At 69.8% G+C, this 19,883-nt stretch carries 2 protein-coding genes; both read right to left on the bottom strand.

The genetic code is table 11. The annotated features are described in order from the left end of the window. Positions 1–119 precede the first annotated feature (119 nt). Entirely contained in the window at positions 120–2,543 is a 2,424-nt protein-coding gene (locus tag P3L18_RS23625) for a DUF4012 domain-containing protein (protein ID WP_346348448.1), read from the bottom strand. Then, positions 2,540–19,861 (bottom strand): non-ribosomal peptide synthetase, encoded by a 17,322-nt coding sequence (locus tag P3L18_RS23615; protein ID WP_276115431.1) that lies wholly within the window; start codon positions 19,859–19,861, stop codon positions 2,540–2,542. Before P3L18_RS23615 ends, P3L18_RS23625 begins: the two co-directional genes overlap by 4 nt. Positions 19,862–19,883: the final 22 nt, after the last annotated feature.

The following is a 19,883-nucleotide window of genomic DNA, read 5'->3' as shown; positions in this document are numbered from 1 at the left end:
TCTCGAGGCTCCTCGCCTAGCGGCTCGTCACACCTCGACGACCGAGGAAAGGGCCACCGGGTGAAGGACTCGGGGCAAGGGCGACCGGGTGAAGGACCACAGGGAAAGGGCCGGGGCGATCACCGGCATGCCGGGACGTCCACCTTTACCTGCGGGGTGTCGACGAGGGGCTGGATGGGGACGTCGGCGGGGCCGTGCGCCGACGTCGGCTCCTCGAGGTTCATGGTGACGGTGACCTTCTGACCGGGCGGCACGCGCACCAGAGTCGAGACGTAGGGGCGGCCGTTGAGGGTTTCGTTGGTGTAGAGCGGGCCGACGCCGTCGACGGTCAGCGAGGTGACGGTCGCGCCCTTGGTGGTCAGCATCGCGACGTTGACCAGGTTCGTTCCGCGGGCCACCGACAGGTTGGTGCCGTTGGGTGCGACGACGTAGTCGGGCAGAGACAGGTTGTCGAGGGTATTGGTGAGCGTGACGGTCACCGTGCTCTTCCGCGAGTCCCCGCTGCATCCGGCGGCCTGATAGGAGATGTCCCGGCGCAGGTAGTAGTCGAGCTTGTTGCCGGCAGCGTTGGACAGCGCGACCTGCAGATACGGTGCCGATGTGTCGGGGATCTGGTGTCCGAGGTCGGTGGACTCCAGGATCTTCTGCTCGGCGGGATCGGCGCTGTAGACCATGATCCGTCGCTCGTACACTCCACGACCCAACGCTTCGAGGAGCGCACCGGTGTCGCCGCGGAAACCGGAGATCTGGCCGACGACAGCTCGGGAGATGCTCTGCAGATACGCTTTTCGCGCATCATTGTTGTCGGCGAAGCGTTGATACGCCGTCGACAGGGTGATCGGGACGATGTTGTCGGCGGTGATCTTCTCCCCGCTCGGCAGCGTGACCGGCCCGGTCACCTTCAGGACGTAGCTCATCGCGATCGGATCGAGCGCGACGGCACCGTCGAGTTGCTGACCGGTCTGCGACTTCCAGTTGGCGATCCAGATCCGGGCGGCGTCGGGAAAGTTCGGGCTCAGATTGGAGTTACGGAAGTCGGTGTAGGGCTTGAACGAGTCGAACAGCCAGTCGTACTCCTGCCCCAGATCGATCTGCGGACGCGTCGGATTACGGAAGTCCGAGTTGGCACCCAACGTCGGCGCGGTCACCCGGCCGTCGGCGGCGTTGATGATCGCGAACCCGCCGACGAGGCCACCGGTCCCCCGAGACTCCGACGGCGTCTGCAGGGCGAGGATGTAGTTGCGCGGCCCGTCGGCGCCGAGCATCGACGGAACCAGTTGCGCGGCAATGTCGGTACCCTGCACGGTGGCGTTGGCCCGGTCGAGCAGGTCGACGAGCTGGTTGCGGGCGTCGGCGACGGTGCCCGACCAGCTCGGATCGATCCCGGCCGCATGAGTGGCGATCGCGTTCGATTTCTCCGCGATCGCCGCGAGCTGCGGTTGCGCCTGCCGCAGCGGGGCGGTGGAGATGGTGTCGCCGCGGCGCAGCTGGGACGGCGAGAGCACCGACGACAGATCCGCCGACGGCACCAGTACCTGCGAGGCGTAGTCCGACACCGCGGAACTGATCTGGGTCACCGAGTCGAGTGGTTTGCCGAGCCACGGGATGGCCGCGGCCGCCGACCACACCACCCCGTCGGTGCGGTCCGCGGCACTACCCGCCTCATCGGCGGCCGACTGCGCGGCCTGCTTGGCCGTCTTCTGGTCCCCGTCGAGGATCGCGGTGCGCGCGCGTTGCGCATCGGTGCGCGCCGACTCCAACTCCCCCTTCGCCGCGAACGCCGAATAGGCAAGCCACGCAACACCGATCACCACCACAGCGATGACCACACCGAGGACGATCCACAGCCACCGATTCCGCCACCACCGGGCGCGCGGCGTCTCGTCACCCGACGACGCCGACCCCGGGTCCTCCGGCGGCGGACCGGCGTCGACCACGGGCTCGACGGGTACCGGCTCCGGCACACGACCACCGGGCAGCTCCACCGCCGCACCACCGGCCAGCCACGACGCGACGTCGAGCACCCGCGGTTCGATCTCGGCGAAGACCCGCTCGAATGCCTCCTTCGGCTGCCCCATCGGGTCGACGATGTCGAGTCGTTCGGCGTTGGTGTCGATCCGTGCTCGCGAGTCGATCACCGTCGACAGGCCGGCACCGTCGAGTTCTCCGACCAACTCGACGAACTCGTTGAGCGTGAACATCCGCTTCCACCGCGCGGGTGTCGTCCGCTGGCATGCGGCGCGGTGTTCGCGGGTCATCGTCAGCACCAGGTCGGCGCCGTCGAGGATCTGCGGCCGGAGGTAGTGGGCCTCGAATCCGGCTGCGTCGTAGCCGTGTTCGTCGAGCACCTCCACCGACAGCGGATGCATCGGCGCGCCGTTCTGCGCGCCGACACCGGCGCTGGTCACCGTCACCGACACCCCGGCGGTATCGGCAAGTGTCCGCAGAATGCGCTCGGCGATCGGCGACCGACAGATGTTGCCCGTGCACACGAACAGAATCGATTGGGGCCGGTCTCCCGGACTGCTCTGTCCTTCGCTCACCAATGCTCCTCGAGTAGTTGCGCGATCTGCCGCATCGACGCCGGCCCGCCGAGGTCGGCGTGTGCACGACCGGTCTCGATCACCTCGACGTCACCGTCGAGATACGGCGCCCACGCCTGCCTCTTCACGTCCACATCCATGTCGCCGTCGTTCGACGCCAGATACAGGACCCTACCTGCGGTCACCGACGACGGCTGATGTCGGCGCAACCCGTCGACGACCATCCCGATACGGTGGGTGACGGTGGCCGCCAGGTCGGGGTCGGCGGCGGCGAGTGGTTGCAGCAGCTCGTCGAGCCGGGCCGCATCGTCGTCGGCGACGCCCTGGAGTTCGGCGGCGACGAGTTCGGCCGGGGTCCGCGGGTCGAGAAGCACCAGCAGCGCGATCTCTCCGCCACTCTCGACGATCTGCCGGGCGATCTCGTGGGCGAGCACCCCACCGTACGACCACCCGATCAGTCGATACGGACCGTCGGGTTGACGCTCGCGGATCGCGGTCACGTGACGTGCCGCGATGGCGGCCAACGACTCCGGCATCGCGTGCGCGGTGTCGAGGAGCTCGGGCAGCTGGACGCCGAGCACGCGACGATGCGGCATCGCGTGGGCCAGCGGGGCGTAATCGGTGACGATGCCCGTCACGGTGTGCACCACCCACAGCGGCGCGCTCTCCCCCACCATGGCCTTGCGCGCCGCGCTCTCCGCCGACAACTCCACCACCCGGTGCTCCAGCAGCCAGTCACCGCCGGCGACGACACCCGCGGGTGTGGCGTGCGCGAACAGTTCGGCAACCGAGATCCGCAACCCGGTACGGTGCTCGATCTCGTCACGTAACGCGATCAGCGCCAACGAGTTTCCGCCGGCGTCGAAGAAATCGTCGTCCATGCCGACCGGCACCCCGAGGACCGACTCGAACGCCGCGCACACCGCGTGTTCGTGGGCGGTGGCCGGCGCGCGACCCGATTGGGTCCATTGCGGTGGTGGGAGCGCAGCGTCATCGATCTTGCCTGCGCTGGTGTGCGGTAACGCGTCGACGGCGATGATCTGCGCGGGCACCATGTGCCGCGGGAGCATGCGGACGACCGCGCGGCGCATCCGCTCGACGTCGGCCGCGTCACCGACGACATAGGAGATCAGGGCGGCACCCGCCGGACCCGGCCGGACGACGGTCGCCGCCTGCGCCGCCCCCGATCCCAAGAGCACGGCGTCGATCTCGGCGGGTTCGACGCGTTGCCCGCGGATCTTGATCTGCCGGTCGACGCGCCCCACATAGATCAGGCCACCGCCGCGCCGGTCCCAACGCACGAGATCACCGGTGCGATAGAGCCGTTCGCCACCCGGGCCGGCGACGAACCGTACGGCGGTCTTGCCGGGATCACCAAAATATCCGCGCGCCAATCCGGTTCCGGCAACGTACAGTTCGCCGACCACACCTGGTGCAACCGGCCGCAAGCGCCGGTCCAGAATGATGGTTCCGATGCCGGGCAGTGGGTATCCGATCCGATTCGGTTCGTCGGATCGATAGGGGGCGCCGGTCACCCAGACGGTCGCTTCGGTGGGGCCGTAGACGTTGTCGACCTCGGTGTGCGCCGACCACTGGTCGGCAAGCGTGCGCGGCAACGCTTCTCCCCCGATGAACACGCGACGCATCGACGGCAACGCCGCGGGGTCGACGGTTTGCATCACCGACGGCGTCCCGAGCATCACGGTGGCGCCGACATCGCGTAACCACCCGGTCAGCTCGGTGCCGGCGCGCACCGTCGACGGCGCAACCACCAGTGCCGCACCCGCTCCGACCGCCGACAGGATCGCCATGATCGACGCGTCGAACGCCGGGCCGGTGGTGATCGCGACCCGGTCCAACACCGAGATGCCACTCACCCGGGTGCAGCGGTGCAGCCCACGATGGGTGACCGCGACCGCGCTGGGGGTGCCCGTGGTGCCGGAGGTGGTGATGATGTAGGCGAGCGCATCGGGTGAGACACGTTGTGCTGGAACAGGTGTAACCGGACCGTGAGGCTGGGATGGAATATCGTGACGGGTCACCGGTCGGGCCTGCGCAAGCGCGAGGGTCTTCTCGATGCGGGCGGCCGGATGATCGACGTCGACGGCCACGATCACCGCGCCGAGCCGGCTCACCGCCCACCACGCCACCACCCATTCGACGGATCGGTCGATGAGCAGCCCGACCCGATCTCCCACGCGCACACCGCGGTCGGCGAAGCTGCGGACGGTCACCGAGACCCAGGCGTCGAGCTCGGCAAAGGTGAGATGCCGTACACCGTCGCCGACGGCCATCACGTTCGCATGCCGACGCACGGCCGCGTCGAGAATGTCGTGCAGCAGTGGCGGTTCGACGCTGTCGGGGGTGGCGCCCGCATGCTCGAGGATGAACTCCGACTCGCGCCGGCTCAGCAGACGGGTGGGGTCGAGGCGCTGTGTTCCGTCGCCGGTGACGATCTGCAGTGCGGTGCCGATTCTCCGGACGATCGTGTTGATCTGACCCTCCGAGAACAGTTGTCGCGCATAGATCACATCGATGCGGTGTCCCTCGGGGTCGAGTGTGACGATCACCTGCAGATCGAATTCGCTTCTCGGACTGAACTCGTCGACGCCGGGCACGGTACCGGTGGCTGCCGCCGCGCCCGACGCCATGGCTCCGTCGACCACAGAGAACATGATCTGCACCAGGGGATGTCGGCCGACGACGCGGGTGACGCCGAGGTGGTCGACGACGTCGTCGAAGGCGACGAGGGCATGGTCGGTGGCCGCGAGGTCGTCGTCGCGCACCATGTCGATGAGTTCCTCGACGGTGCCGACGGCTCCGATCCGGGTGCGCATCACCACGGTCGAGACGAGCATGCCGACCACCGACCGCCACCGGTCGTCGCCGCGCAGTGAGACGGGGGTGGCCATGGCGATGTCGTCGGCACCGGCCTGCACGCTCAACGCGAATGCTGTGGCCGCGTGCAGGATGTGGAACTCGGAGGCGTGGTGGCCACGTGCGGTGCTGCGGATCTTGTCGGTGAGGTGGCGGGTGAGGGTGCGACGCACGGTTGCCGTCGAGAGGTCACGGACGACGGGCCGGTGTTCGACGAGGCCGAGGTCGTCGGCGTATCCGTCGAGAGCGTGCTCCCAGAACTCCAGCAGGTGAGCGCGTTCGGTACGTTCGCGCGCATCGAGTGCTGCTGCGGCACCGAGGAAATCTCCCGTCGAGGCACCGAACGGGGTGCCCATCACTGCGGTGGTGAGGTCGGCGGCGATCATGGCCGCGGATTCGCCGTCGATGCTGATGTGGTGGGCGAGGATGCCCACCGCGAGGGGCCGCTCGCCGGTGTCCGTGGGCACGCTGACGACAAGCGCCCGCACCGGCGGAGTGCCGGCGGAGTTGGCTGGCGGCAGGTGCAGCAGACCGGACAGCACATCGGCGTCGAGCGACTCGACGGCGAGGATCTCGACGTCCGGCGACCAGCCCTCGACGACACGCTGGCGCGGGCCACTCCCCGTGTCGCCGTATGCCAGACGCAAAGCCTGGTGGCGGGCGATCACGGCGCGCAGAGCGTCAGCCGCCTGTTCGACGGTCACGCCGTCGGATACCGGTACCACGACGGGTACCGCATAGAGGGGTGCGGCCTCGGCCATGGATGCCGCGGTCCACAGTCGTCGTTGCGTCGGCGCCAGCGGCACCCACTCCCCGCCGACAGCGCCCTTCCCATCCGCGACGGCGCCCTCCCCACCCGCGACAGCGCTCACCCCACCGCCGACAGCGCTCACCACACCCGCGACAGCGCTCGCCAGGGCGCGCGGCGTCGGATGGTCGAAGACGAGGGCGGTCGGTACCCGCACCCCCAGGTCGCGTCCCAACCTCGACGACACCTGCGTCGCCGACAACGACGTCCCGCCGAGCGTGAAGAAGTCCGCGTCGGCCGCGACGTCGTCGACGCCCAGGATGTCGGCCATCACCATCCGCACCGTATCCACATCGTGCGAGTTCGCCTCGCCGATAGCCGCAATGGGCTGCGGCGTCACTTCGGCCACCGCCCCGGTCGGTAGCGCCATCAGCTCGGGGAACGGTCGGCCGAGGTCGTCGGCCATCGCCGCGAGTGCCGCGCACACGTCGGCGAGCAGCGCGTCGGCCAGCTCGGCCGGCATCCGCGGTGAATACACCGCGGTCACCTCGAGGTGCCCGTCGACGACGGTGATCACCAGTTCGGCGTCGAGTTTGGCGGCCACCGCATCTCCGTCGAGCGACACGGGCTCTGCGTGCACCCCGTCGGCGAGCACGACGGGTCCGTCGAGCGCGGGTACCACGTCCTGGCCGACTAGCAGGATCGAGGTGAGCGGGTCGATACCGTCGCGGGCACCGGGCCGGACTGCTGCGGCCACCGCCTCGTAGGGCACCTCGGCGTGGTCGAGGGCGTCGAGCGCGACGTCGCGCGCCTGCCACATCGCCGACCGCATCGACGTGGTGGCGTCGATCCGGGTGCGCAGGGCGACGGTGTTGACAAACATCCCGACCACCGACTCCCACTGCGGTGCCGACCGCCCGTGCACGGGCATCGCGATGACCACATCATCGCGTCGTGCCCAGCGACCGAGAACCGACGCCAGCGCGGCATGAGCCGCTTGGAACAGGGTTGCCGATTCCCGTTGTGCCGCAGCGGTGATCGCGGTGGTGACCTCGACGTCGAGGCGGTGGGTGATACGGCCGCCCGCTCCGACGTCCCCACCGACACCGGGCGCGCGGAACGGGACGATACCGGCCAATGTCTCTTGCCAGTGCCGGATCTCTCGGGCGTATCGGCTCGACGGATCGTCCGGGTCGCCGAGCAGCGCGAGGTGCCACTGGGTGTAGTCACCGAAGGTGAGTGCGGGCGGAGCCAACTCGGTGCCGGTGTAGGCCTGGGCGAGCTCACCGAGGAGCAGTCGCACCGACCAGCCGTCGAGCGCGATGTGGTGTGCGGTCACGGCCACAACGATGTGGTCGGCGCTCTCGAATAGGACTGCGCGAACACCGATCTCGTGTTCCAGGTCGAAGGGTCGCGTGATCTCGTCCCGAATGGCCGCGCCCACATCGTCGTTCACGCGGACGATGCGGACGTCGGCGCTGTTGGCGAGTCGCTGCCACGGTCCGTCGTCGATGACGGTCCGCAGGCTCTCGTGGCGGCCGAGTACCGCGACCATCGCCTTGGCGAGCCGGTCGACGTCGACGGCTCCGGAGAACCGCACCACCAACGGCACGTGGTACGCCGTCGACGACGGGGCACGGAGGTGTTGAATCCAGATGCGCCGCTGCGGGTATGCCAGCGGCAGCCGTTCGGGTCGGGGCAGGTGGCGTGGCACAGCGACCGGCACATCGGAGGCCGCCGGGATCGCCGCGGCGAGGGCGGCGACGGTCCGGGCGTCGAACAGAGTGCGGACCGCGACGTCGGCGCCGAGGCGTTCGGAGAGCCGTGAGGCGACCTGTGTCGCCGACAACGACGTACCGCCGAGGGCAAAGAAGTCGGCGTGCGCGTGCACCTCGTCGACGCCGAGGACCTCGCCGTACACGACCGCCACCATCCGCTCCAGCTCGGTGCGTGGGGCGACAATCTCCGCGACATCACCGGCGAGGTCCGGGGCGGGCAGGCGGCTGCGGTCGACCTTGCCGGTCGGGCCGAGTGGCAGCCGATCGACGAGTGTGATCGACGCGGGAACCACGCTGCGCGGCAACACCGTACGCACCTGTTCCCGCAGGCTCGCACTGTCCACGGGGGAACCGGGTGCCGGAATGACCCATGCGGCGAGCACCCGCTCACCGGCTGGAGTGCGACGGGCGGCGACGACCGCTTCGCTCACATCCGCAAGACCGGCGAGCGCGGCCTCCACCTCCGCCGGTTCGATCCGGATGCCGCGCACCTTCAGCTGATCGTCGCGACGTCCGTGGATGACGAGGTCGCCGTCGGCGCGGCGGTGGACGAGGTCGCCGGTGCGGTACATCCGCGTCCCGCCGGGGCCGGCAACGAAGGCGGCCGCCGTGCCGGCCGGATCGTCGAGATAGCCTCGCGCCAGGGCGCTTCCGCCGATGTACAGTTCGCCGATCGTGTAGTCGGGTACCGGCCGCAACGCGTCGTCGAGGATGACGGCGTCGACTCCGGGCATGGTGGCGCCGATGGTGATCGGGCCGTCGGGGCGGCACCGCGCGCTGGTGACGGCGACCGTCGTCTCGGTGGGCCCGTACTCGTTGCTGACGGTGTGCCCGTGCGCCATCCACGTTCCGGCCAGCCGGGCGCTCAGCGCTTCCCCACCGACCGCGACGTGCCGGACCTCCGGCACCTGCGCGGGGCTGATCGTCGACAGCACCGACGGCGTCGTCAGCAGCACGGTGGTTTCGGTGTCGGCGATGTGGTCGGCGAGGTCGTCGCCGCCGATCACCTCCGGCGGGCAGATCACGACGCAGGCGCCTGCAGCGAGAACGGGCACGATGCCCATCAGGTGCGCGTCGAAACCGACGGCGTACGTGTGCATTACGCGATCGAGGGACGTCAGCTCGAGGCGTCGGACGGTGTCGCGGGCCCAGCCGGCGAGTCCGCGATGGGTGACGACAACGCCCTTGGGCCGGCCCGTGGTCCCCGAGGTGAAGGTGAGGTAGGCGGCGTCATCGACGTGCAGCGGGCGCACCCGGTCGGCGCGGGTGAATCGTCGCCGTTCGGCCGGGTACAGGTACGGATTGTCGACAGCGATCACCGGCACCGCAGCCACGTCCGGCACCTCGTCGGCGACGAGCGTGAGAACCACGGCAGCACGGGCACGGTCGAGGATGTCGCGGCGTCGGGTTGCGGGGTCGGCGGGGTCGACGGCGACGAAGACCGCGCCGGTGCGGGCGATCGCCACGGTCGCCACCACCCCGAACACCGACCGCGGCAGGTGACACGCCACCACCTGACCCGGTCCGATCCCCTGCTCGCGCAGCCGCCACGCGAGCGCGTCGGCGAGGCGGTCGACGTCGCCGTAACGCAGCGCGGCACCGCATCCGGGGATGCGGTGCGCGGCGTCGTCGATGGCGATCGCCGACGGTGTGGCGAGCTGCGCGTCGAGCAGCTCGGCCAGCGTCTCCGGCGGTGGTGGCTCCACACGTCGCACTGCCGGTCCGCCGAGGAGGTCGGCCCCGGTCCGTTCGGGTTGTGCCACAGCCTGTTCGAGCACCGACCCGAGGAGCGAGGCGAGAGCGTCGAGTCGAGGTTGGTCGGTGACGCGTTCCCCGCAGGTGAGGTCGAGGTGTGCTCGTCCGTCGCGGCGGTGGCTCATTACGTCGATACCGAACAGTGGTGCGGTGGCGCCGGAGTAGCGCGACGCGACGTCGTCGGGGACGGCGCCGAGGACGACGTCGAACAGTGGGCGTCCGGCGCGGTCGCGGTCGGGGTCGGCGATGCGGCCGATCGCCGACAGCGGCAGGTCGGCGTGGGCGAGCGCGCCGACGTCGGTGGCGGTAACCCTGGCGAGGAGGTCGGTGAAGGGGAGGTCGAGGTCGACGCGGGTGTGCAGCGGGACGGCGCGGGCGAAGAGTCCGGGGACGTCGGCCAGGCGCGGGTCGACTCGTCCGGACAGTGCGGTGCCGATGGTGACGACGTCGCTGCCGGACTGTCGGGCGAGGATCATCGCGAGGACGGTGTGCAGCACGATGAATGGGGTGCTGCGCGCATCGGCGGCGAGCGCGTCGAGTTGCGCGGTGGTCTCTACGGAGAGCGCCACCGCGCTGTGTCGGGGACGGCCGCCGGCCGGTGCACCGAGGTCGATCTCGGGGAGTTGCAGCGTGGCAACGGGTTCGGTGAACACCGACGTCCAGTAGGCGGTGAGTTCGGCTCGGCGGGCGGCGAGGGTGTCGAGGCGCCACTGGGTGTAGCGCCGGTAGTCGACGGCGGGAGGGACGGTTCGGCCGAGTGCTGACCGCAGGATCGGCAGCGTTTCGCCATCGGCGACGATGTGGTGGACGGCGACGAGAACCCATGCAACGCGGTCGTGTTCAGCGAGGGCGAGGCGCCACGGGAGGCTGGTCGTCAGGTCGATCGGCTCGGCCAGCGCGGCGAGCGCCTCCCGGACGTCGGCGACCTCGGTGACCTCGAGAGCACCCAGATGGGCCCGGACGTCGGCGTCGGTCCACCGTTTCTGGTAGGGCGTGCCGTCGTCGGCGGTCGGGAAGCTGGTGCGCAGCGCCTCGTAGGTCAGGGCGACGGAGGTGAGTGCGCCGCGCAGGTCGTCGATGCTGCCGTCCCAGATCTCGGCGACCGGAATCGCCATGGTCACAAGGTATCCGGTGCGGTCGGGTTCGGCACGCCACCGCAGCCACAGGTCTTCTTGCTCGGGCGCCAGCGGAAGCCGATCAGGTTCAATGCGAACACCATCCAGATCGGGAACACCGTCCGTCACCACGGCATCCAGCGCGGCGAGATCCCGGACGGTGGGTGCGGCGAAGACGTCGGTCACCGAGATCGCGAGCCCCGATTGGGTCAACCGGCTGGCCAGCCGTGCCGCCGACAGCGAGTTGCCGCCCACGGCAAAGAAGTTGGTGTCGGCGGTGATGGGCGGTGCATCGCCGAGGGTGGCGGCCATCGCGTCGGCAATCACCTGTTCGCGATCGGTCAGCGCCCCCCGCTCACGCACGTCGAGCGTAGTGAGGCCGCGCAGCAGCGCTTCCCGATCGAGCTTGCCGTGTGCGGTCAGCGGCCACCGGTCGACGAATCCGATCCGCGCGGGCACCTGATGTGCGGGAAGCGCTGCGGCACAAGCATCCAGAAGGGTCGTCTCGTCGGTGTCGCCGATCACTAATCCGACGAGCCGCTCGTCGCCTCGCTGTGCACCCGAGTCGACGACGACCCGTGCGTCGACCACCCCGGGCACGGATCGGAGGACCGACACGACGGCGGCGGGTTCGACGCGGTATCCGCGGATCTGAACCTGGTCGTCGGTGCGGCCGAGGTAGGCCAGTCGGCCGTCGGGCAGGCGGCGCACCAGGTCGCCGGTGCGGTAGCGGCGTGTGCCGTCGGGTGCGGCGACGAAGCGTGCGGCGGTTTCGGCGGGGTCGATGTATCCGCGGGCGAGTTGTGTTCCGGTGAGGTACAACTCGCCGCGTCCGCCGATCGGGACCGGCCGGCCGTGCGCGTCGAGGACTTCTGCGCCGACGCCTGCGAGTGGTCGGCCGATGAGGGGTCGGTGGTCATCGACGTCGATGTCGCCGCCGGTCACCTGGACGGTGGTTTCGGTGGGTCCGTACATGGTGACGAGCCGGACGTCGGGATGCCGGTGTGTCCACTGCTGCAGTGCGGTCGGGTCGAAGGCTTCGCCGCCGAGCACCAGGCACCGCAGCGTACGGAGCCGGTGTCTGCCGAGTGTCGGGTCGGTGAGCCGGACGAACGACGTGGGCGTGTGGGCGAGGATGGTGACGCCGTGGTGGTCGAGGGCGTCGACGAAGCGCTTTACGTCGACGACGTCGTCGCGGCGCACGATAGCGACGGTGCCGCCCGAGGTGAGCGCCCCGAAGATCTCCCACACCGATACGTCGAAGGTGGGGGCATGGGTGCACGCCCACACGTCGCCCGGTCGGGGGTCGATGAGGTCGCGGGAGGCGGCGAGCATGGCGGCCAGTCCGGCGCGGGTGGCGATGACGCCCTTGGGTGTTCCCGTCGAGCCGGAGGTGTGCATGACGTACGCATCGCCTGGGGCCGTCGCCGTCTCGCACCGGGCGAGCATCGCCGCGACCCGCTCCTGCGGTGCGGCCGGGTCGATCGGCACGACCACCGCGTCGGCCATCAGCACGCCGAGCATCGCGACGACCGCATCCACCGACGGCGGCAGCATCAACGGCACCCGATCCCCGGCCCCCACGCCGCGGCCTGCAAGTTCTGCGGCGTACGCGCTCGCCCGCGCCAGCAGGTCCGCATACGTCAGCGAATCGTGGTCGTCGGCAACGGCGGTCGCCTCTGGGTGACGCGCGGCCACGTCCTGAAGGAGGTCGAGCACGTCGGCGGGGTCGGTGGTGCGGGCGGGCGACGGGATCGGATCGGCGGCAGGCAACAGCTCGTCGACGCGAGTATCCGCGGCCGTCGCCAGTCCCTGCAGCACCGCAAGGAATCGTTGCAGCAGAACAGGTCCGGCGGCGGGGTCGACATGGTGCCGGGCCACCGACAGCGCGATGGTCATGCCGGTGCCGGTGTCGCGGACGGTGACTTCCAGTGCGGTGCGCGCCTGCCCGGTGGACAGTGCCTGGTACTCGGCGATGCCCGGCGGAATCGGCGGCGCGGCGTCGTGGTCGAGGAGTACGGGCGGCACGGTGACCGGTGCGGACTCGGCGTGCGCCATCCCCGCAGCGAACGTGGCGTGCGCCTGCGCCAGCGCGTCGTCGACCCGCGACGAGCGAAGACCGCTGGCACGCAGAGGAACCGTGCGTGCGAGCATCCCGACCAGGCCGTGGGTGGCCGGGTCGTCGCGGCCGGCGACAGGGATGCCGATGACGGTGTCGTCGGTGCCGGTGATCTCGGCGAGGGTGGCGGAGAGCGCCCCCCAGAGCAGGGCGTACACGGTGGTTCCGGCGTCGGCGGCCCGTTGTGCCAGGGCGGCGGCGGTGGCCGCGTCGAGCGTCGAGTGCTCCACCACAGCCGGTCCGGCGGTCAGCCCGGTGGGGCGCGGGTCGGGCGGCTCGGGCAGTGCGAGTGTGGTGGGGGCACCGGCGAGGTGGGTGGTCCAGTAGTCGGCGTCGGCCGGCACACGTCGTGCGGCCAAAAGCGGTTGCGGCTCGGGCCATTGCGGTGCCTCGCCGTCGCGTCGGGCGTCGAGGGCGTGCAGGAAGTCGGTGACCAGCACCGGCACCGACCATCCGTCGACGACGATGTGGTGGGCCACCAGGATCAGCTCGGCGTCGTCCGCGGAGATCACGGCCCGCCAGCCGCAGTCGCGGCTCAGGTCGAACGGTGTGCGCACCGCCTCGCGCTCATCTAGGTCGGCGATCGGCGTGATCTCTTCCGCCGAGAGCACCCGTGGCATAGGCTCTCCGTCGATCTCGGGGTAGATGGTCCGCAAGGCCTCGTGCCGGTCGGCGACGTCACGCAGCGCAGTCTCGAGCACTCCTCGACTGGTGCTGCTGGTCAACCGGATTCGCACGGCGAGGTGGTAGGCCGCGGACGGTTCGACGCGGTTGAGAATCCACAGCGCCCGTTGTGCCGCAGAGAGTTGCGCCAGCGGCTCACCCACCGCCACCTCACCGGGCCGGCCCATCAGCGTGGTGAGCGCCGACACCGTCGGATGGGCGAACACGTCGCCGACGGTGACCCACCGCTGCGGTCCGCTGAGCTTGGCGGCCAGCCGTGCCGCCGACAGCGAGTTGCCGCCCAGGGCAAAGAAGTTGGCGTCGGCGTCCACGGCGTCGAGGCCGATGACCTCGGCGATCACCGCGGCGACCTGCTGTTCGGAGTCGGTGAGCGGTCGCGCGGGTGAGGCTGTTGCGGTGATCGCCGTGAGGAGTGTTGCGCGGTCGAGCTTCCCGGTGTCGGTGACGGGCCACGAGTCGACGACGCCGATGCGCGGCGGCACCGCATAGGCGGGGAGCTGGGCGGCGCACTCGGTGCGGAGGACGGCCTCGTCCAATCCGTCAGAGCCGGTGACCGCGGCGACGAGCCGTTCGTCGCCGGCGCGGGTGCCGGGTTCGACGAGGACGCGGGCGTCGGTGACGCCGGGTAGTCGGCGCAGGACGGCGGCGATCTCGGCGGGTTCGATGCGGTGGCCGCGCAGTTGGATCTGGTCGTCGGTGCGGCCGAGGTAGGCGAGGCGGCCGTCGGGCAGGATGCGCACGAGGTCGCCGGTGCGGTACATGCGTGCGCCGGTCTGTTCGGGGTCGGCGACGAAGCGGGTGGCGGTCGCCGCGGCCGCGTTGAGGTAGCCGCGGGAGACCTGCCGCCCGGAGACGTACAGTTCGCCGCGCCCGCCGGCGGGAACTCGGCATCCGCGGGCGTCGCGGACCGAGAGGTGCACGCCGTCGAGCGGTGTGCCGATGATGCTGCGGGCGTCGGTGGTGTCGACGTCGGCGGCGGTGAGATGCACGGTGGTCTCGGTGATGCCGTACATGTTGATCAGGCGTGTATCGGGATGGGTTGCCGCCCAGTCATGTAGCGCGGTGGGGTGGACGGCTTCGCCTCCGAAGACGACGGTCCGCAATGCCGGCAGATCACCGTCGGCGCCGACGATCTCGGGGTCGGTGAGCCAGGCGAAGGCGGTGGGCGTCTGGGACAAGATGGTGACGCCGTGGGTGGCGAGGGCGTCGAGGAGTAGGCGCGGGTCGCGGACGGTGGTGCGGTCGAGCACGGCGATGCGGCCGCCGGAGGCCAGCGCCCCGAAGATCTCCCACACGGAGAAGTCGAAGGCGTAGGAGTGCGCCCAGCTCCACACGTCTGCGGGGCCGGCGCCGACCGCGTCGAGGGTGGCGCCGAGCATGGTCGCGAGGTTGTCGCGGCTGACGCTGACGCCCTTGGGTGTTCCGGTGGAGCCGGAGGTGAAGATGACGTAGGCCTCGCCGGGCGCGCGGTGGCCTGTGCTGCGCGCGATGGTCGAGGGGCCGCGGGCTTGGACGTGCAGGTCGTCACCGATGATCGCGACGGGGGTTGCGGCGTCGAGGAGTTCGTCGATGCGTGACTGCGGGTGGTCGGTGTCGATGGGGACGTAGGCGGCGCCGGCCATCAGGACGGCGACCATCGCGATGATCGTGTCCGACGATCGGCTCATCTGCAGGGCGACGCGATCGCCGTCGCGGACCCCGTTGCGCAGCAGGGTGATTGCCAGTGTGCGGGCGCGGGCGGCAAGTTGACTGTAGGTGAGGTCGCCGTGTGCGTCGGTCACGGCGATGGCGTGCGGGGTGCTCCGGGTGTGCGGGATGAGTGCGCGGATCGGGTCGAGGGTGGGTGTGCGTCGCGGAGTCGGTTCGGGAGCGGCGACCGGCGGTAGCTGCTGCCCGATCAACGTGTCGGCGGTCGCGTCGGCGAGCTGAGTGACGGCCTCCACAAAAGCGTCGAGGATGAGGATTGCGCCGGCCGGGTCGACGCGCTGTTCGTCGACGGTCATCCGGATGTCGATGACGTCGGTGTTGTCGGTGATGGCGAACTGTAGTGCGGTCTGGGCGAATCCGGTGTCGAGGGGGCGGACGGCGCGAAGCAGGGTGCCGGTGGTGTCGGTGACGTCCGGGAGTGTGACGGTGGTGGTGACGAGTACGTCGGCGAGGCCGGCGGGTGCGGCGTCGGCGTGACCTACCGCCTCGGCGAGGGTGGCGTCGGTGCGCGTCAGTGCCTCGCCGAGCCGCTGGTCGAGGGTGGCGGTGTGTCGTAGCGGCAGGGTGCGCACGAACATGCCGACGCGACCGAGATCGGCGGTGGTGGCGCGGCCGCTGGTCGGCACCGACAGCACGACGTCGTCGAGGCCGGTGACCCGGGCGAGTACCGCGGCCAGCGTGACCCGCATCAAGGCTGCGACGGTGCCGCCGGCGGCAGCGGCGGTGTGCGCGAGCCGTTCACGTGAGGTGGTGTCGAGGTGGCGGTGGTGATAGCTCACGGGCCCGGGCCGTGCGGGTTCGGGCAGTGCCGATCGGTCGGGTGCGCCGTCGAGGTGGGTGCGCCAGAAGTTCTGCGCCGCAGCAGTATCAGTGACATCGGATGAGATCGACGCGCTGAACGGTGCTGCGGCGCTGGGCCAGCTGGGTGCGTGGCCGTCGCGGCGGGCGTCGACGGCGGTGAGGAAGTCGGTGACGAGGATGGGGAGGGAGGCGCCGTCGACGGCGATGTGGTGGGCGACGAGGACTACCGAGACGGCGTCGCCGGAGTCGTCGATGGTGGCTCGCCAGGCGGGGACGGCGCCGAGGTCGAACGGCGCGGTGGCTGCGGCGTGGATGCCTGCCTCGTCGAGGGGTGCGGTCGCGACCGGTAGGTGGTCGGCGAGATGCGCGGCGGAAAGGACTCGTGCGGAGGCTGTTCCATCGTCGGCGGTGTCGAAGACAGTGCGCAGCGCCTCGTGCCGGGTGGCGACGTCGGTCAGCGCTGCGGTGAGGACGGACGTGGTGATCGCGGGCGCGAATTCGAGGTGGACGGGCAGGTGGTAGGCGGCGTCGGCGGGGTTCAAGCGGTGTGCGAGCCAGAGTTCTTGCTGGGGGCGCGTCGGCCGGTAGTGGTCGCGGGCGGTCTGCGGGGTGAGTGCGGGTGCTGTGTGGGTTGGTGCGACGGCGAGTCGGGCGGCGATGTCGCGCAGTGTGGTGGCGGCGGTGATGTCGGCGATGGTGAGGACGCGGCCGGTGGCGGTGGCGAGGCGTCCGACGATCTCCATCACCGACAGTGACGTTCCACCGAGGTCGATCACGGAGGCGAGCATGGACGGCTCGTCGACTTCGAGTACGGCGGACACCGTTGCCGCGACGAGGGTTTCGTATTCGGTGGTGGGTGGCTCGTAGGCGATCGGTGTGATGGGGATCTGCGCGAGGAGGGTGGCGACGGCGCGTCGGTCGAGTTTGCCGGTGGTGCCGAGTGGGAGTTCGTCGACGGCGACTACGCGGCGTGGCCACATCATCGACGGCAGTGTCGCGAACAGGTGCTGGCGCACGGCCGAGGCTAGGGCGGTAGGGGCGTCGGCCGCAGGGTGTCGGGTGGCAGCGGTGATCGCGACGTCGATGGTGGTGCCCTGTGTGCTGTGGACGGCGATGGCGACCGCTGCGTCGACGCCGTCGACATCGGCTGCGGTGCGTTCGATTTCGGCAGGTTCGATGCGGACGCCGTGGACGGAGATCTGGTCGTCGTTGCGGCCGTGGAATTCGAGGAGCCCGGTGGTGGGGTCGATGCGGGCAAGGTCGCCGGTGCGGTACATGCGGGTGCCGGATTGCCAGGGGCAGGCAACGAACCGGGCGGCGGTGAGATCGGTGCGGCCGAGGTATCCGAGCGCGAGTTGCGCTCCGGCGAGATAGATTTCGCCGATCATCCCTGTCGGTTGCGGGCGGAGCCGGTGGTCGAGGAGGTAGGCGGCCATGCCGTCGACGGCGGCGCCGATGGGGGTGGGCCGGTCGGTGGGGATCGGTGCATCGAGGGTGGCAACGGTCGCGTACAGCGTGGCCTCGGCCGGCCCGTAGGTGTTGCGCAGGATGCGTTGTGGTGAGACCTGATTCGCAACGGCCGGCGGCAGCGTTTCACCGATCGTCCCGACCACCCACGGCAGTTGATGGGTGGGGATGCGCGCGATGAGCGACGGGGTGGCGTACAGGTGGGTGACGGCGTTCTCGACGAGTGCTGCGCCGAGGCCGGCGTCGATCGACGGGATCGGCACCAGGGTGTAGCCGAGTCCCGCGCAGGCGAGCATCTCGAAGTGCGCGATGTCGAAGGCCGGTGACGCCACCGCTGCCAGCCGTCCCGGCCCGTTCCCGTCGTCGAGCAGCGACTCCGCATCCCGGATCAGGTTCGCCAGTCCCCGATGCGGTACCGCAATACCTTTGGGCTCGCCCGTCGTCCCCGACGTGAACACCACATACGCGACGTCGTCCACCCCCGGCTGACCCCCATCCCGATGGTCGAGGTGCGAGGCGCCCCCAGGCGCCGAGCCTCGAGACCCCCGCAGCCCGCCGCCAAACCGAACCCCCTCCTCCGACACCACACACACCGGCCCAGCCACCCGCAGAATCGTCTCCACCCGCACCCGCATGAGCGAAGGGTCAACGAGCAAAATCGTTGCCCCACTCCGCGCAACCGCCCACCACGCAACCACTTGCTCCACCCCACGCGGCAGCGTGATCGCCACGGTCTCCCCCGGCCGCGCCCCATACCCGCGCAACTCTTCGGCGAAGATGGTTGCCCGCACATCGAGTTCAGCGAACGTCAGCGCGTCTTCGCCACACGCCCCACCGTCGACGGCAATCCGATCACCGAACCGCTCGACGGTCTCATCGAGAATCTCCGTCAACACCCGGGCCCGAGCCGGCGTCGACACCGCAGCAGGCTCCTCCACCACCATCGGCAGATCGTCGACAGCCACCTCCCCACCGTCGACAAGAGCCGTCGCCACCTCCCCCAGCAACGCGACGATCTGTCGATGATGCTCGACGACGTCGGCCTCGTCGTACCGATTCGGGTTCGCTTCGAGTTCGACGACGAGCGAACCGTCCACGCTCGGGTCGCCGTCGATGTCGGGATAGATGTTCAGCGACAGGTCGTCGACGGGTCCCGTGGTCAGAGAGTGGAAGGTAGCGGTGACCTCTCCGAACTGGATCTTCCGTTCGAACATCATGATGTTGAGGACGGGTCCGGTGATGAGGTTGCCGTGGTCGGCGACGATGTCGTCGCGCCGGTAGCGCTGATGCCGCAACGCGCCCATGAGCGCGCTTTGCGTGGAGCGCAACGCATCGCCAACGGTGGTCGCCGAACCGACCCCAGTCCGGACGGGCACGAAGTTCAGTGTCGGCAGTGGGGTCCTCCGCAGAGCTGCGACAGTTCTCGCTGCGACCGCGAGATCGATGACGACGTCATCACTGTCCGTGATGCGAGCGAAGTAGGTAGCCAGCGCGGTCGCGATGAGTGCCGGAATTGTAGTGGTGCGCTCCTCCGCTGCACGTCGCAACATGGCCATCATGGGAGTGGCGATAGGCGTCGACGCTCTCCGATTAATCGCCGCCGGCGGTCCGACGCGCAGCGACGGGGACGGGGTTCCGCCGCCGATTCCGTCAAGCACGTCCAACCAGTAGTCGCGGTCGGTCTGGAACCTGGGTGAGGCGCGATACTTGGCGTCGGCTCGGGCGGGGGCGCTCAGGTCAGGAAGTGAACGAGGCTCCAGTGGTTCCCCGGCCAGCGCAGCCGCGACCCGTCGCAATCCGGTGACCATGTTCTCAACGGTGGCGACGCCGTCAGTGAGTAGATGATGGGTGCGTTGGTAGAGCGCGAACCTCTCATCGGCGAGCTGAATCAGCGTGCCAGTCGCCAGGCGGTCGCGCATCGGGTCGACGGGGCGGGAAGCATCTGCTCGCATCATCTCGAATGATTGCGCGGCCGGGTCCTCAGCGTCGCGGAGGTCTATGTAGTCGACGGTGTCGTGCAACGTTGGGTCGTACACACCGACAACGCCACCATGCTCGACGCGAAACCTAAGCTGTAGCGACCGGGTGTCGCGGATCTCGCGACGGCTGGCCCCCAGGAATGTCTCGACGTCAAGAGGACCGCCGAGGATGGCGTACTGAGCGACGTTTAGCGGAACGCGCGACATTGCGAACTGCCGCTTCAGCAAGGACTTCTGTGCGTCATTCAGCGGAAAGTCGTACCCGTCGTCGGTACCAACGGTGGTCACGTACAGCCTTGCGTGCGATCTC

The organism is Gordonia sp. N1V, assembly GCF_029269935.1.
Classification (GTDB): domain Bacteria; phylum Actinomycetota; class Actinomycetes; order Mycobacteriales; family Mycobacteriaceae; genus Gordonia; species Gordonia polyisoprenivorans.
This window is presented reverse-complemented; position numbering and strand designations above follow the sequence as displayed.